The sequence below is a fragment of the Accumulibacter sp. genome, assembly GCF_036625275.1.
GTDB lineage: Bacteria > Pseudomonadota > Gammaproteobacteria > Burkholderiales > Rhodocyclaceae > Accumulibacter.
The window spans coordinates 14,275-29,243 of record NZ_JAZKUD010000018.1 but is presented as its reverse complement, the minus strand read 5'-3'; the positions used below and the strand labels follow the sequence as shown (position 1 = coordinate 29,243).

The 14,969-nt window shown below is 60.9% G+C and carries 13 protein-coding genes; 2 read left to right on the top strand and 11 right to left on the bottom strand.

Annotated elements, in window-relative coordinates; translation table 11 throughout:
* Window positions 1–30: 30 nt before the first annotated feature.
* From V5B39_RS08765 to V5B39_RS08745, 5 genes are read right to left on the bottom strand one after another with little or no spacing between them, the layout of a single operon-like run.
* Window positions 31–1,242, bottom strand: a complete 1,212-nt coding sequence (locus tag V5B39_RS08765; protein WP_332342518.1) for an IscS subfamily cysteine desulfurase — start codon at window positions 1,240–1,242, stop codon at window positions 31–33.
* 58 nt (window positions 1,243–1,300) lie between these two features.
* Window positions 1,301–2,458, bottom strand: coding sequence for a cysteine desulfurase family protein (locus tag V5B39_RS08760; RefSeq protein WP_332342517.1), 1,158 nt, complete (start codon window positions 2,456–2,458; stop codon window positions 1,301–1,303).
* A gap of 12 nt (window positions 2,459–2,470) precedes the next feature.
* Window positions 2,471–2,962 carry a Fe-S cluster assembly transcriptional regulator IscR gene (gene iscR, locus V5B39_RS08755; RefSeq protein ID WP_332342516.1) on the bottom strand — a complete coding sequence of 164 codons (492 nt, stop codon included), beginning with the start codon at window positions 2,960–2,962 and terminating at the stop codon, window positions 2,471–2,473.
* Window positions 2,963–3,022: 60 nt separating this feature from the next.
* Window positions 3,023–3,775, bottom strand: a complete 753-nt coding sequence (gene cysE, locus V5B39_RS08750; protein WP_332342515.1) for a serine O-acetyltransferase — start codon at window positions 3,773–3,775, stop codon at window positions 3,023–3,025.
* Between the two features lie 59 nt (window positions 3,776–3,834).
* A complete protein-coding gene (locus V5B39_RS08745) occupies window positions 3,835–4,656 on the bottom strand; it encodes an RNA methyltransferase (RefSeq protein ID WP_332342514.1) in 822 nt (273 codons plus the stop codon).
* A 62-nt stretch (window positions 4,657–4,718) separates the two neighbouring features.
* On the opposite strand from V5B39_RS08745, the gene V5B39_RS08740 reads away from it, so the two are divergent.
* Window positions 4,719–5,528: an inositol monophosphatase family protein gene (locus V5B39_RS08740; RefSeq protein ID WP_332342513.1), complete on the top strand. Its 810-nt coding sequence runs from the start codon at window positions 4,719–4,721 to the stop codon at window positions 5,526–5,528.
* Between the two features lie 41 nt (window positions 5,529–5,569).
* Here V5B39_RS08740 and V5B39_RS08735 read toward each other — a convergent pair whose 3' ends face one another.
* Genes V5B39_RS08735 through V5B39_RS08725 form a run of 3 tightly spaced genes read right to left on the bottom strand, consistent with a single transcriptional unit; the run spans window position 5,570 to window position 8,569 of the window.
* Window positions 5,570–6,382 carry an endonuclease/exonuclease/phosphatase family protein gene (locus V5B39_RS08735; RefSeq protein WP_332342512.1) on the bottom strand — a complete coding sequence of 271 codons (813 nt, stop codon included), beginning with the start codon at window positions 6,380–6,382 and terminating at the stop codon, window positions 5,570–5,572.
* 31 nt (window positions 6,383–6,413) lie between these two features.
* Window positions 6,414–7,871, bottom strand: a complete 1,458-nt coding sequence (locus tag V5B39_RS08730) for a hypothetical protein (protein ID WP_332342511.1) — start codon at window positions 7,869–7,871, stop codon at window positions 6,414–6,416.
* Window positions 7,868–8,569, bottom strand: coding sequence for an SRPBCC family protein (locus V5B39_RS08725; protein ID WP_332342510.1), 702 nt, complete (start codon window positions 8,567–8,569; stop codon window positions 7,868–7,870). Before V5B39_RS08725 ends, V5B39_RS08730 begins: the two co-directional genes overlap by 4 nt.
* Window positions 8,570–8,588: 19 nt before the next feature.
* Between V5B39_RS08725 and V5B39_RS08720 the strand changes: the two genes are divergently transcribed.
* Window positions 8,589–9,221, top strand: coding sequence for an MBL fold metallo-hydrolase (locus V5B39_RS08720; RefSeq protein WP_332342509.1), 633 nt, complete (start codon window positions 8,589–8,591; stop codon window positions 9,219–9,221).
* Window positions 9,222–9,268: 47 nt separating this feature from the next.
* Here the strand turns inward: V5B39_RS08720 and lpdA are convergent, their stop codons facing one another.
* The 3 genes from lpdA to V5B39_RS08705 form a co-directional block, all read right to left on the bottom strand.
* A complete protein-coding gene (gene lpdA / locus V5B39_RS08715; RefSeq protein ID WP_332342508.1) occupies window positions 9,269–10,705 on the bottom strand; it encodes a dihydrolipoyl dehydrogenase in 1,437 nt (478 codons plus the stop codon).
* A gap of 85 nt (window positions 10,706–10,790) precedes the next feature.
* The gene (gene odhB, locus V5B39_RS08710; protein WP_332342507.1) at window positions 10,791–12,047 is read right to left on the bottom strand and encodes a 2-oxoglutarate dehydrogenase complex dihydrolipoyllysine-residue succinyltransferase; all 1,257 of its coding nucleotides are present in this window, start codon (window positions 12,045–12,047) and stop codon (window positions 10,791–10,793) included.
* Between the two features lie 12 nt (window positions 12,048–12,059).
* Window positions 12,060–14,900 (bottom strand): 2-oxoglutarate dehydrogenase E1 component, encoded by a 2,841-nt coding sequence (locus V5B39_RS08705; protein WP_332342506.1) that lies wholly within the window; start codon window positions 14,898–14,900, stop codon window positions 12,060–12,062.
* Window positions 14,901–14,969: the final 69 nt, after the last annotated feature.

Sequence of the window (14,969 nt, the reverse complement as noted above, 5' to 3'; positions counted from 1 at the left end):
CTCCTTCAATCCATTCCATACATTCATTGATCAATGAGCCGCCCACTGGACCGTACTCAGGTCGACTCCGTCCTGCACCATTTCCCACAGAGGTGAAAGTTCGCGCAATCTGCCGATCTTCTCGTGCAGGAGCCTGATTGCGTAGTCGATCTCTTCCGCGCTGGTAAAACGGCCAAGCGTGAACCGGATCGAACTGTGCGCAAGTTCGTCATCGCGACCGAGCGCGCGCAGGACGTAGGACGGTTCGAGCGAGGCTGAAGTACACGCCGATCCGGACGACACCGCGAGATCCTTGATCGCCATCAGCAACGATTCGCCTTCGACGTAGGCGAAGCTGATGTTCAGGTTATGCGGCACCCGGCGCTCCATGTCGCCATTGACATAGACATGCTCGATGTCCGACAGACCTTTGAACAGGCGATCGCGCAACATGCGGATGCGCTCGTTCTCGGCGCCCATCTCCAGGCGTGCCAGGCGGAAAGCTTCACCCATGCCAACGATCTGATGCGTCGCCAGCGTGCCGGAACGGAAGCCGCGTTCGTGACCACCGCCATGCATCTGCGCGTTCAGGCGAATGCGCGGTTTACGCTGCACGTACAAGGCGCCGATCCCTTTCGGGCCGTAGGTTTTATGTGCCGAGAAGCTCATCAGGTCGACCTTGAGCGCCGCGAGATCGATCGTCACCTTGCCGGTCGCCTGCGCCGCATCGACATGGAAGAGGATTCCTCTGCTGCGGCAGATCTCGCCGATCTCGCTGATCGGCTGGATGACGCCAATCTCGTTGTTGACGAACATCACCGAGGCGAGGATCGTATCCGGGCGTAGTGCCGCCTTGAACACATCGGGATCGAGCAGACCGTCGTTCCCGACATCGAGGTAACTGACTTCAAAGCCCTGCCGCTCGAGTTCACGGCAGGTATCGAGAACGGCCTTGTGCTCGGTCTTGACCGTCACCAGATGCCTGCCCTTGCCCGAGTAGAAATGCGCCGCGCCCTTGAGCGCCAGGTTGTTCGACTCGGTCGCACCCGAAGTCCAGACGATTTCCTTGGGGTCGGCATTGACCAATCTGGCGACCTCTGCACGTGCTTCTTCGACCGCAGCCTCGGCTTCCCAACCGAAAGAGTGCGAGCGCGAAGCGGCATTGCCGAACTTCTCGACCAGATAAGGAATCATCTTTTCCGCCACGCGTGGATCGACCGGCGTCGTGGCTGAATAATCGAGATAAATAGGCAGTTTCAGCATGGCTCTTGCTCCGGGTTTTTGATGTGGTGACCGATCTTCAGTTCGTCTTCTGGCCAGTTCAGGCGGTCATCGCGGTCAGCCGTCGCAAGCCGGCGACGGTCGCCTGCAGGGTTTTCAGAAAGCCGGCGACCTGTTCTCTGCTATTGCCGCCACCGAGACTGACGCGCACCGCACCGCGGGCCAGCCCGGGATCAACCCCCATCGCCCGCAGCACATGCGAGGGCTCGGGATGGGCACTCGAACAGGCGGCGCCGCTGGCGACTGCGTAGCCGGCACGGTCCAGGTGTCCGACCAGCGTTTCGCCATCGAGTTCAGGAAACGAGAAATAAACGGTGTTCGGCAGGCGCTCGGCAGCCTGGCCAAAGAGTGTCGCGCCGAAGCCGATGAGGCCAGCTTCAAGCCGCCTGCGCATCTCGAGCAGATGCTTCGCGAGCGTGGCCTGGCGCTCTGCAGCCAGGGTACAGGCGACGCCGAAACCGACGATTGCCGCCACATTCTCGGTCCCCGAACGTAGTCCGCGTTCGTGGCCACCGCCGGCAATCAGCGGCTCCAGTTCGACGCGCTTGTCGAGCACCAGCGCCGCCGCCCCCTTGGGACCGCCGATCTTGTGTGCCGACAAGGTCAGCGCATGCACTCCAGCGGCATTGAGACGACGAAAATCGACGGCCAGCTTGCTGACCGCCTGCACCGCATCGGTGTGGAACCAGGCGCCGGCCATGCGCGCTTGCTCGGCGAGCGATTCGAGATCCTGCAACACGCCGGTTTCGTTGTTGGCCAGCATCACCGAAACGATCTTCGGTTTGCGGGCCATTACCACCGCGAAGTGAGCAGCATCGACCCGGCCATTGGCGTCGACCGCCAGCTTTTCGAGTGTCCAGCCGCGTTTGCACAATTGCTCGGCAGGCTTGATCACACAGGGGTGCTCAATCGCACTGACGGCCAGCAGACCAGGCTTCAGACAAGCTGCGGCGCCCTTGATCAACAGATTGTTGGCTTCCGAACCGCCACTGGTAAAAACCACTTCGCTGGCATGTGCACCGACTGCCGCAGCGACCTGGCTGCGCGCCTCGTCGATCGCCCGCCGTGCCGCACGTCCATACTCGTGCCGGCTCGAGGCATTGCCGAACTGCCCAGAAAGATAGGGCAGCATCGCCTCGAGCACCGCCGGATCGGTCGGGGTACTGGCATTGTGGTCGAGATACACGGGCGCGAACATGGCGGTTGACGCTCAGCTTTCCAGGGCAACGGCCTTGGCGCGTGCCCGCGGCCTGCTCCGGCGCGCATCATGGACAACGGCAACCTTGCCGCCGGTTTTCTGGAGTTGTTGATTGACGAGTTCGGCCAGCGTCACCGAACTGAGAAACTCGTACATCTTGTCGTTGAGCGTCGACCACAGCTCGTGCGTCATGCAGCGCTCATCGTCGCGGCAGTTCTCACGGCCACCACATTGCGTCGCATCGAGCGGTTCATCGACGGCACGGATGATGTCGGTGACCGTCATCTCATTGGTTGGTCGCGCCAGACAGTAGCCGCCACCAGGGCCGCGCACGCTTTCGACGAGACCATAGCGGCGCAGCTTGCCGAACAACTGCTCCAGATAGGAAAGGGAAATTTTCTGGCGATCGCTGATTCCAGCCAGAGACACTGGACCCTCGCTACAGCGCAGTGCCAGATCGATCATCGCAGTCACTGCGAAACGTCCTTTGGTAGTTAGTCGCATGGCTCCTCCACGGATATTAGTAGTTGATCAGGTGATCAGACTATAGTGACAACTTGGAAATTAGTCAACTATTTTACTCAGGTATTGAGGGTCGAAATGGTCAGTCGTGACCAGCCCGTCCTTGACCTCGACGCCGGCCTCGTCGAGTTTCCTGAGCAGCAGCTCAAAACGCCGGTCAACCTCGACCGCGTGGTCAAGAAGTCCATGAATCGCCTTGGCCAGCGGGTCATCCTGATCGCCAGCCAGGGCATAAGCCGAGAAACCCAGCTGCCCGGCCATCTGCTCACGCTTCTCGGCCTGCACGCTGCCGATGATGCGCGCCGGATTGCCCACCGCAGTGGCTCCTGGCGGCACGCTCTTGATCACCACCGCGTTCGAACCGACCTTGGCTGACGCACCGATGGTGATCGGTCCAAGTACCTTGGCGCCAGCACCGATGACCACACCATTTTCCAGCGTCGGATGCCGCCGGCCCTTGTTCCATGACGTGCCGCCGAGGGTGACGCCGTGGTAAAGCGTGACATCATCGCCAATGATGGCAGTCTCGCCGATCACCACGCCCATTCCGTGATCAATGAACAGACGCCGCCCGATCGTCGCTCCGGGGTGGATTTCAATACCGGTGAAGAAACGACCGAGGTGCGAAACCGCGCGACCCAACCAGTGCAGTTGATGCATCCACAACCAGTTCGCCAGACGATGTGAGACCATCGCATGCACACCGGGGTAACAGGTCAGCACCTCCCAGAAGGTCCGGGCAGCAGGGTCACGATCGAATACCGATTGAATGTCTTCTCGCAGGCGGCTGAACATGAAAGGAAAATCCTTCAGCGAAAATCCTTGTGGGAAGGATCTCATCATACAATAACCAACTATTTTGATCCACTATTATCTACAGAGTTGCTTGTACCGCTGGCCATCCCGCGCTTTCCGGCAACCTGCCTTTCGACCGCGTCGAGCAGTCCGCGGAGAATGTTGATCTCGTCGCGTTCAAGCTCGGCACGTCCGAACAGGCGACGCAACTTGGGAAGCAGCCGCCGTGGTCGCAGCGGGTCGAGAAAACCGCTGCTCACCATGACCCGTTCAAGATGCTCGAAAAACCGCTGCACATCCTGGTAGTTCGCCGGTGGCGAAGCAAAAGGCACCGCTTTGCTGAGTACCGGTGGATGGCCGTCAAAAGCCGCCAGGCGCAACTCGTAACACAGCAGTTGCACCGCTGCAGCCAGATTGAGTGAGGCGTACTCCGGGTTGGCGGGGATGAAGACCGTACGCTGACAGCGCTGTACCTCGGCGTTCGACAGCCCGGCAGTCTCGTTGCCAAACAATAGCGCCACCTCGCCCTCGTCGGCCCTGGCGAGAATCTCTGCCGCAGCCGAGCGTGCCGGCAGTGGCGGTGGCCCGAGGTTGCGCTGCCGCGCCGAGATTGCGCAGGCAAATACGCAATCGGCCAGGGCTGCATCAATGCTCGTACACACCTCGGCCGTCACGAGCAGGTCTTCGGCCCCGGCAGCGCGGGCCAGCGCCTGGTCATCGGGAAAGTGCTTCGGATTGACCAGCAACAGGTGCGACAGACCCATCGTCTTCATCGCGCGCGCAGCGGCGCCGATGTTGCCGGGATGACTGGTATGCGACAGGACGACGCGGACCCGGTCGAGCGGCGAGTGCGAAGATTGAGACCTGGCAGGCCGGTTCATATTAGAATCCAGGCTCTCCACAGCCATCAGGCCGCACCCGCCGGGTTTCTCAAAAGTCATCCATGCATCCAGCTCTCAACATCCTCATCAAGGCGGCTCGCCGCGCCAGCCAGATCATCAATCGTGCCTCACTGGATCTCGAGCACCTTCAGGTCACCACCAAGCGTCAGAGCGATTTCGTCACGGAAGTGGATAAGGCCGCCGAAGCGGCGATCATCGACGTGCTGCGCGAGGCGTATCCGGAATACGGCATTTTAGCAGAAGAGTCCGGTCAAACCGCCGGCAGCACCGGCGCCAGCGAGTATCAGTGGATCATCGATCCGCTTGACGGCACCACCAATTTCATTCACGGTCTTCCGCAATACGCGGTCTCGATTGCGCTCGCTCACCGCGGTCAGATCACCCAGTCGGTGGTGTATGACACGGTCAGGAACGAGATGTTCACCGCCAGCAAGGGCGCCGGCGCTTTCCTCAACGAACGCCGCATCCGTGTCAGCAAGTGCCTCAGACTCGAAGACGCGTTGATTGGCACCGGTTTCCCTTACCGTATCTACGACCACATCGACGCTTACCTGGCGATCTTCAAGGAACTGGCGCGAAAAACTGCCGGCCTCCGCCGCCCCGGCGCCGCTTCTCTCGATCTGGCCTACGTGGCCTGCGGTCGTTTCGACGGCTTCTGGGAATTCGGCCTGTCGCCCTGGGACATCGCCGGTGGCGCGCTGTTGATTTCCGAAGCCGGCGGCCTGATCAGTGATCTGGCAGGCAACGAAAGCTACCTGCAAACCGGCAACCTGGTCGCTGGTACGCCCAAGGTCTTTGCGCAATTGTTGCAGGTTATCGACAATCATCGGACGGCGGGGTTGGCGGCGTGAATGGGCGGGAATCCCGTTGAGACTGCGGTGACCGCCTGCGGTCAGAGTTCGAGCTCCGCAATCAGCGGCGCGTGATCCGAGCAGCGGGCCCAGGACAGACCCTTGGGAACCTGCATTTCGAGTATCTGGAAGCCGCGCACGTAGATGCGATCAAGCGTCAGCCACGGGGCAAAACTTGGAAAGGTGCGCGCCACGCCAGCCTGTGTATCGCTGGCGGTGCGCCAGGGCAGCAACCAGTCAAGGACGCCACGGTCACCGCTTTCCGACGCGGCGGCCTCGCCCACTTCATCGACACCCAGCCGGTCGCGCAGCAGACGATCGACTCGCTGTTGCCAGTCGTTGAAGTCGCCGGCAATGATCAGCGGCGCCTTTACGGGGACTTCGCGCTGCACGAAATCGGCCAGAAAAGTGGCCTGCCGCAGGCGGCTGCGCTTGATCAGGCCGAAATGGACGCAGATCAGGTGCACCTCACGGCCCTTGCCGCGGCCGAAGCGCACCACAGCGTGCAGCAGACCGCGCTTTTCAAGGATATGGTCGGAGATGTCGTGGTTGGTGAAGTCGACAATCCGATGGCGCGAGAGGATGGCATTGCCGTGATGACCATGCGGATAAATGGCGTTCATGCCATAGGCGCGGTGCGCGTAAGCCCCCGTGGCCAGAAAATCGAGCTGCGTACCCGATAATGGATAACCAGGCTGACGAGCCAGCCGTTCGTTGCGGTCCTGCACCTCCTGCAGGAAAACGATGTCGGCGTCGATGGCGTCGAGCGCCATGCGTACGTCGTGGATGCGCGGTCGCCCGCGGATACCGGTAACGCCCTTGTGGATGTTGTAGGTAGCAACCCGAAGCCTCATGGCAGGGCCTGGCAGGCGGCTGGCTGATGCTTCACGGCAGGCGTTCGAAGTAGCGATCGATCAGGGTCGGATCGTCGAAATGGCGGCGCCCGACGAAAGCCGTCGCATGTCGCCCCCATTGCCGCATCTGCCCGGCGCTGACCACCCCCATCGGCCAGAAGTAGAAGCGTTCGCGCCGCTCGCTGCCGTCGATCAGTCCATCCGGGGTGAAAGCGCTGCGGCTGCCGCCGTCGGGCAGAGGTAGCGCACGCAGCTCGTCGTCGTCGCGCAGCACGAGTGCGACGCTGTGATCCGGTCGCGCGACGTCGATTTCGACCCGCTGCAGATAGTGCGTGCCCGCCGCGATTTTCAGCACGACGCGCTCGTGCGTCGCCAGTGAGCGTAGCGTTTGAGGGGCAAACAGGTTTTCATCGATGCTCTCGGTTTGCGGTCGCGCTTGTACCTGCTCGGTCGGTATGAACAGATGATAGCAGCCACAGGGATGAATCGTGTCATAGACCAGAGGGGTGCCGTCCTCGGCCAGGGTGACGCGCCACATCAGGCCATCGAGCCGCCCGGCCAGGACGTCGTAGGCATGCACCGGTGGGCGCGCCGGAAACCATGCAGTGTATATCAGTTGTAGCAACCAGCGCCCAGCGAAGTGTGCATGGCTGGTGCGCACGTACAGCACCGGCTGGTTGAGGGCAACGCCGATCCGCAGCCGGCCATCAGAATCGATCCGCCAGACCAGTGCGCCGGGCTGATCGGCGTCGCTCACCGTGGCAATGTCGAGTTGCGGGGCGTGACGAAGGATCAGGCTGGTCAGGGTCTGTCGAGTGAGCACTGGCAGGCCAAGTTCGGGTAAATCAAGCAGCGTCGGCATAGCGGCCAGGGATTCACTGACGGTGTAGCGCCGACGCATGGCGGCAAACGGGTCAGTCGCGGTCTGTGCGGCAAACTCCGCCAGCGTGTCGCGCTGCCAGCTCCGGATGCCGGCAGCGAAAGCATAGCGTGTCAGCGGATAAAGGCCCAGCGCACGCATCGCGATCGAGTAGTCGTCGGACACCTGAACTGCTCCGAGCAACGCCGGCAGCTCATGCTGATCGGCCCATGCCAGCAGTTGCCGGCAAGCGGCCAGCGCGTCGGTCAAGGCAGCAGCGTCATGACCGGCATTGCCCAGTTCGATGCGCCGTGCGGTGGCGTCCAGCACGGCCAGCGTGGCACTCCAGGCCTGTGCCTGCGGCACGGTCAGGTCACTCTGCGCTGCCATTTGGGCGAGAACACGATCGGCCCGCCGGTAGGGAAAACCTGGCACGCGTGGCGCCTGCGCATCACGTGTGCCAGCCTCGTCGATCAGTCGGTCACTGACCTGGAAAAGCCGCGCGCAATCTCCTAAGGCATCGTCCTGCTGCAGGCGTTGTGCGACCGGCGCGTATCCGTAGGGGTCAGAACTTGCACAGCCGATAAGCAGGCCGCAGCACAGAGCGATGGCGAGACCGTTGTTCATCATTCGGCATGCTCCGCAGCGACCAGCAGCGCCTGTCGCCTCTCGATCTCGCGCAGCATCGCCTCGAACTGTGCGCGCATCGTGCTTCGCACGGCGGCAACGCCGAACAGCGGGCCGATCACCACGGGTAGCGGCCGCGTCAGTTCGAACTGCGCGTCATAGTCCAGCCGCACCCCGGCACGCTGCGCCAAGCGGATCGCGCTCAGCGTGTAACGGCCGCTGAAGCTGCGCAGCGTCGGCTCACCCGCGTCCAGTGGACTCGCCTCCATGCGCGCCAGCACCATCGTGTAGGGAAGGTGCTGAACCGCCAGGCGGACCCGTACCGGCAAGTCGATGAACCATACCGAGAACACGCCGACCTGCTCGATACTGAGCTGGTTTCCTGCACGCGCGAGAACGCGTGCGCGCGTCACTCCAGGAATGAACTCGCGCAGGCGCTCATAGTCGGTGAGTGTTTCCCAAACCACGCGCTGATCAGCGACCAACTGCGCGCTGGCCCGCACACTGTAGATTTCACCGTCGAGCGACACCTCGGTGCGAACTGCTGCGCCGCTGGCTGCATCGCTGCTCTGCGCCGTGGCATCGCCAGCGATCATCAGTGACATCAGAGCCACCAGCGCGCCCTGCGAGCAGCGGCGCGCGGCTGGACGCAGCACTGCGGCGAGGGGTCGTCTGGTATACTGCGCAGTCTTGACAGACATTCCACTACGACCGTCGGACATGAAATATCAAATCATCCCGGTGACCCCTTTCGAGCAGAACTGCAGCCTGCTCTGGTGCGAGCAAACCAAGCGCGGTGCCGTCGTCGATCCGGGTGGTGATGTATCGCGTATCCTGCGAGCCGTTGCGGCCAACGGCGTCGAGCTGGAGAAGATTCTCGTCACGCACGGTCATATCGACCACGCCGGCGCCGTCGCTGATTTGGCGGATCGCTTGTCCTTGCCGATCGAGGGACCGCAGCGCGAAGACCAGTTCTGGATTGACGGCATGCCGGTGCAGAGCAAGATGTTCGGCTTTGCCAACGTGCGATCCTTTACTCCTGACCGCTGGCTCGTCCAGGGCGACAAGGTCTCGTTCGGCAGGGTCGAAATGGATGTCCTGCATTGTCCTGGCCACACGCCTGGGCACGTGGTTTTCTTTGACCAACCAGGCCGCTTGGCGATCGTTGGCGATGTGCTGTTCCAAGGATCGATTGGCCGCACCGATTTTCCAAAAGGCGATTTCGACACGCTGATTTCTTCGATCCGCAACCGGCTCTGGCCGCTTGGCGACGACGTCGCCTTCATTCCCGGTCACGGACCGATGTCGACTTTCGGAACAGAGAGACGCAGCAATCCTTTCTGCGGAGACTAACGATCCTAACGATCAGTTCTTCGGGCTGACCGTTCTCTCGTTCAGTTCTAGAAGTGCAGCGGCCGCTTGTCGCAGGCCAGCGCAGCTTCGTGAACCACCTCCGACAGTGTCGGATGCGCATGGCAAATGCGCGCCAGATCTTCGGCGGCAGCGCCGAACTCCATCGCCACGACCCCCTCCGAGATCAGCTCGGAAGCATTCGCACCGATGACATGGACACCGAGGATGCGATCGGTCGTGGCGCAGGCGAGGATCTTGACGAAACCGCCCGGCTCGCCCATACCAAGCGCACGACCGTTCGCGGCAAAAGGAATTTTGCCGGCTTTGTAAGCGACACCTTCGGCCTTCAACTGCTGTTCGGTCCTGCCGACCCAAGCGATCTCCGGACTGGTGTAAATCACCCATGGGACGGTCTCGTGGTTGCAGTGCCCGGACTGACCAGCCATGATCTCGGCGACCATGACACCCTCCTCCATCGCCTTGTGCGCCAGCATCGGACCGGCGACGACATCACCCACTGCCCACACGCCGGGGAGATTGGTACGGCATTGGGCATCGACTTCGATCTGGCCTCGCTCGGTCAGTTTCAGGCCCACCTTGTCGGCGTCCAGGCCATCCGTGTTGGGAATGCGTCCGATCGAGACAATCAGCCGATCGGCATCAAGTTTCTGCTCGCTGCCGTCCCTGCCGATATAGTCGATCGAGACCCCTTTCTGGGAAATCTTGACATCACCGATTTCGATGCCGGTAATGATCTTCAGACCTTGTTTGGCAAAAACCTTGGCGGCTTCCTTGGCCACGTCGATATCGGTGACTGAAAGAAATTCCGGTAGCGCTTCAAGGATGGTCACTTCGGAACCCAGGCGACGCCAGACACTGCCCATTTCAAGTCCGATGACGCCGGCACCGATGACCGCGAGCCTCTTCGGAACAGCGTTGAGGTCGAGCGCACCGATGTTATCGCAAACGATCTCGTTATCGACCGGCACTCCAGGCAAATGACGGGCCTTGGAACCGGTCGCAACGATTATCTGCTTCGCCTCGACCAGGGTGTCACCTACCCTGATCTCCCAGACCTCGCTTTCTGCCGATCCCTTGCGTCCAACAAAAGCACCGTGCCCATTGAGCAGGGTGACCTTGTTTTTCTTGAACAGGCCCTTGATGCCGCTGGTCAGCTGTTTAACGATACCCTCCTTGCGACCGATCATCCTGGCCACATCGATGGTCGGCGTACCGACACAGATCCCCTGCTCAGCAAAGCTGTGCCCGCTCTCCTCAAAGAGGTGCGAGGTATGCAGCAGCGCCTTCGAAGGAATGCAACCAACATTCAGGCAGGTTCCGCCAAGACGCGGTTCTCCCTTGGGGTCGGCATAGGCATTCGATTCACAGCAGGCGACATTGAAACCGAGCTGTGCGGCCCGAATGGCGGCAATGTAGCCGCCCGGGCCACCACCGATAACGAGAACGTCAAATTGTTTGGACATGATTGATTCCCTTTCTAACGGTCATGACTTTCTCCGACACTCCCGATTCATGATCCGTGATGGCCCGTGCCTCGGTGGCGGATGGTCAAACGCCAAGCAGCAGGCGAGCTGGATCCTCCAGTGCTTCCTTCATGGTCACCAGGCCGAGCACCGCCTCGCGACCGTCGATAATCCGATGGTCGTATGACATGGCCAGATAGTTGATCGGACGGATCACTACCTGGCCATTTTCGACCACTGGACGGTCCTTGGTCGCATGAATGCCGAGGATCGCCGACTGCGGCGGATTGATGATCGGTGTCGACAACATCGAACCGAAGACACCGCCGTTGGAAATCGAGAAGGTGCCGCCGGTCAGATCTTCCATCGACAGCTTGCCGTCCTTGGCCTTGCTGCCGAATTCGCCGATTTTCTTCTCGATGTCGGCAAGGGTCATCTGGTCAGCGTCGCGCAGGATCGGCACCACCAGGCCGCGCGGGCTGCCTACGGCAATGCCGATGTCGATGTAGCCATGGTATACGATGTCGTTGCCATCGACCGAGGCGTTGATCACCGGGAATTTTTGCAGCGCCGCAACGGCGGCCTTGACGAAGAAGCCCATGAAGCCCAGACGAACGCCGTGTGCCTTTTCGAAGCGATCAGCATATTGCTTGCGCAGCGCCATGATCGGGCCCATGTTCACCTCATTGAAGGTGGTCAGGATCGCATTGGTCGCCTGCGATTGCAGCAGGCGCTCGGCAACTCGGGCACGCAGACGTGACATCGGTACGCGCTGCTCCGGCCGGTCGCCAAGCGGCACCGTCACGCTTGGTGCTGGTGCCAGCCCCGAAACCGGGCTGACCATCGGCACGGCGACCGGGCCTGCAGCCGCAGCTGTAGCCGCTTTGACTACCGGCGCCTGGGCAGCCAGTGCATCACCCTTGGTCACCCGGCCGCCACGACCCGTACCCGCAACACCGCTGGCGGCAATCCCCTTCTCCTCCAGGATCTTGCGTGCCGCTGGCAAAGCGACACCAGTAGCCGTGACCGGAGCTGCCACCACGGCATCAGCCCTGGCTGGTGTCACCTTGGCCGCGGGTGCTGCTGCAACTGTGCCGGCCTGGGCGGCAGTATCGATGCGCGCAATCACCTCACCCGCAACTACAGTCTCCCCGTCAGTCTTGACAATTTCAACCAGCACGCCACCATCCGGTGCTGGCAGTTCGAGGACGACCTTGTCGGTCTCGATGTCGATCAGGTTTTCATCCCTTGTGACGGCTTCGCCGGCCTTCTTGTGCCAGGTAACCAGGGTCGCTTCGGCAACTGACTCGGAAAGCTGTGGAACTTTGACGTCGATGATCATGTTCTCTCCGTTCTAGGGCAATTTGTAGTACTCGATCTCACCGAAGGCGGAGTCGATCAGAGCCTTTTGTTGGGCGTTGTGCTTGCTTTGGTAGCCAACCGCCGGGGACGCGGAAGCTGGACGAGAAACCAGCAACAAATGCTGCTTGTCGCTGAGCGAGCGCGACAAGTGCTGACGCGAGGCAATCCAGTACCAGGCACCCTGATTGCGCGGCTCATCCTGACACCAGACGACCTCCGTGGCTTTCGGGTACTTGGCCAGTTCCTCCTGGAAAGACTCTTGCGGGAAGGGATAGAGTTGCTCGAGTCGGGCAATCGCGACATGCGAGATCTTCCGCTCGTGCCGTGCAGCCACCAGTTCGTAATAGATCTTGCCAGAGCAGAAGATCACTCGGGTGACCTTCTTGGCAATGATCGGTTCGACTTCTCCGATCACGCGCTGGAATTCTCCTTCGCTCAACTCCTCCAGTGTCGAGGTCGCATCCTTGTGGCGAAGCAGCGATTTCGGCGAGAAAACGACCAACGGTTTGCGCTGGCTACGCAGTGCTTGCCGGCGCAGCATGTGGAAGACCTGCGCTGGTGTCGATGGCTGGCAGACTTCCATGTTCATCTCGGCACAGAGCTGCATGTAACGCTCGATGCGAGCCGAAGAATGCTCCGGACCCTGTCCTTCGTACCCATGCGGCAGCAGCAGGACCAAGCCACTGGCCCGCCCCCACTTGGCTTCTCCGGCAGCGATGAACTGGTCGATGACCACTTGCGCGCCGTTGGCAAAGTCGCCGAATTGAGCCTCCCAGACCACCAATTCGTGCGGATTGGCGGTCGAGTAGCCATACTCGAAGGCCAGCACCGCTTCCTCCGAGAGGACCGAGTCGAAGCATTGGAAACTGCCCTGCCGATCCTGCAGATTGGCCAGCGGGTAATAGGTTCCATGATCCCAGTGCTCACGATTCTGGTCGTGCAGCGCAGCGTGCCGGTGGAAGAAGGTGCTTCGACCGACGTCCTCGCCGGAAATACGAACGCCATAGCCGGAAACCAGCAGCGAGGCATAGGCCAGGTTCTCGGCCATCCCCCAGTCGACCGGCAGCCTGCCTTCGCCCATCTGGCGACGGTCCTCGATGATCTTCTGGACGCGGCTGTGCAGCGTGAAGTTCGGCGGAATGGTCGCCAATCGCTCGGACAGGCGTTGCAGTTCGCCGACCGGTACCTTGGTATCACAATTTTCGATGTATTGCGGCGAAACGAACGGTGTCCAGTCGATGGTCATCGGGTGCTTGTAACCGGCGAGGACCGGGTTATACAACAGTTCGCCACGATCGAGGTGGGCACGGTAATCGGCGATCAGTTCGTCCGGACCCTCGGCGTGCAGCACCCCTTCGGCAACCAGCTTGTCCGCGTAGAGCTTGCGTGTGCCGGGATGCTGCTGGATCTTCTTGTACATCAGCGGCTGCGTGACCATGGGCTCGTCCTGCTCGTTGTGACCGAGCTTGCGATAGCAGACGATGTCAACCACGACATCCTTCTTGAAGGTCTTGCGGTATTCGACGGCCAGGCTGGTGACCAGCGCCACCGCTTCCGGATCATCTCCATTGACATGGAAGATGGGGGCTTCGGCCATCTTGAAGATGTCGGTGCAGTACAGCGACGAACGATAATCGCGCGGATCGGAAGTGGTGAAGCCGATCTGGTTATTGACGACAATATGAACCGTACCGCCCACCCCATAACCGCGCGTCTGCGCGAAGTTCAGCATTTCCTGGTTGACTCCCTGGCCAGCGACGGCCGCATCCCCATGGATGAGTACGGAGAGCACCTTGTCCTTGCCGTTCTCGCCGCGACGACGCTGGCGCGAATACACCGAACCGATGACGACCGGGTTCACGATTTCGAGGTGTGAGGGGTTGAACGCCAGCGTCAGATGGCAGGGGCCGCCCGGAGTGGACACGTCGGACGAGTAGCCCATGTGGTACTTGACGTCACCGGCGGTCAGTACCTGCGCTTTTTTACCCTCGAATTCGTCAAACAACATCGACGGTGCCTTGCCCAGCGTATTGACCAGGACGTTGAGGCGGCCACGGTGGGCCATGCCGACGACGATCTCGTCGACCCCACCGGCGCCGGCGACACGAATCAGTTCATCCATGGCCACGATCGTCGATTCGCCTCCTTCGAGCGAGAAGCGTTTCTGCCCGACATAACGGGTATGCAGGTAGCGTTCGAGCGTTTCGGCGGCAGTCAGACGTTCGAGCATCCGCCTTCTCTGCTCGGCGGAATAGCTCGGCTTCGAATGGATGCGCTCGAGGCGATCCTGAATCCAGCGCTTCTCGGCAACCGTACTGAGGTACATGTACTCGACACCGATCGATCCGCAATAGGTCGCCTTGAGTGCGTCGTAGATCTGGCCAAAGGTGGCGTGGTCCGGCGTTCCCTTGAATGATCCGGCATTGAACACCGTATTCAGGTCAGCATCGGAAAGACCGTAATAGGCGGGATCGAGTTGCGGCACCTCCGGACGCGGCGTGCGTTTCAGCGGGTCCAAGTTGGCCCAGCGGTCACCAATGAAACGATACGAAGTGATCATCTGGAGAACGCTGACCTGTTTCCTGTCATCTACTGGCGCGACTGCTGCGGCGCGGTAGCCTCCCTTTCTTGCCAGTTCGGCAAAAGCATTGATCACCGGCAAATGCGGAACATCGCGAGCAACGTAACCCGGCAATTGCGCCAGCTTGTCGAAATACTCGCGCCATTGCTCGGAGACAGAGCCAGGATTGTCGAGATAGTTTTCGTACAACTCCTCGACAAAGGGTGCGTTGCCGCCAAAGAGTAGGGAGTTACCAAAAAGCTGATTCATCATGGCAGTTTCCTGTCGTCACCGTTCCGGTTCGAATTGGGAAAACCTGTGGCGGGAAAACCACAGCATGAA

Bases quoted from the DNA above. Each gene is read 5' to 3' on its own strand.
- V5B39_RS08765 (WP_332342518.1), bottom strand. From the start codon at position 1,242: ATGCTGAAACTGCCTATTTATCTCGATTATTCAGCCACGACGCCGGTC.
- V5B39_RS08760 (WP_332342517.1), bottom strand. From the start codon at position 2,458: ATGTTCGCGCCCGTGTATCTCGACCACAATGCCAGTACCCCGACCGAT.
- iscR (WP_332342516.1), bottom strand. From the start codon at position 2,962: ATGCGACTAACTACCAAAGGACGTTTCGCAGTGACTGCGATGATCGAT.
- cysE (WP_332342515.1), bottom strand. From the start codon at position 3,775: ATGTTCAGCCGCCTGCGAGAAGACATTCAATCGGTATTCGATCGTGAC.
- V5B39_RS08745 (WP_332342514.1), bottom strand. From the start codon at position 4,656: ATGAACCGGCCTGCCAGGTCTCAATCTTCGCACTCGCCGCTCGACCGG.
- V5B39_RS08740 (WP_332342513.1), top strand. From the start codon at position 4,719: ATGCATCCAGCTCTCAACATCCTCATCAAGGCGGCTCGCCGCGCCAGC.
- V5B39_RS08735 (WP_332342512.1), bottom strand. From the start codon at position 6,382: ATGAGGCTTCGGGTTGCTACCTACAACATCCACAAGGGCGTTACCGGT.
- V5B39_RS08730 (WP_332342511.1), bottom strand. From the start codon at position 7,871: ATGATGAACAACGGTCTCGCCATCGCTCTGTGCTGCGGCCTGCTTATC.
- V5B39_RS08725 (WP_332342510.1), bottom strand. From the start codon at position 8,569: ATGTCTGTCAAGACTGCGCAGTATACCAGACGACCCCTCGCCGCAGTG.
- V5B39_RS08720 (WP_332342509.1), top strand. From the start codon at position 8,589: ATGAAATATCAAATCATCCCGGTGACCCCTTTCGAGCAGAACTGCAGC.
- lpdA (WP_332342508.1), bottom strand. From the start codon at position 10,705: ATGTCCAAACAATTTGACGTTCTCGTTATCGGTGGTGGCCCGGGCGGC.
- odhB (WP_332342507.1), bottom strand. From the start codon at position 12,047: ATGATCATCGACGTCAAAGTTCCACAGCTTTCCGAGTCAGTTGCCGAA.
- V5B39_RS08705 (WP_332342506.1), bottom strand. From the start codon at position 14,900: ATGATGAATCAGCTTTTTGGTAACTCCCTACTCTTTGGCGGCAACGCA.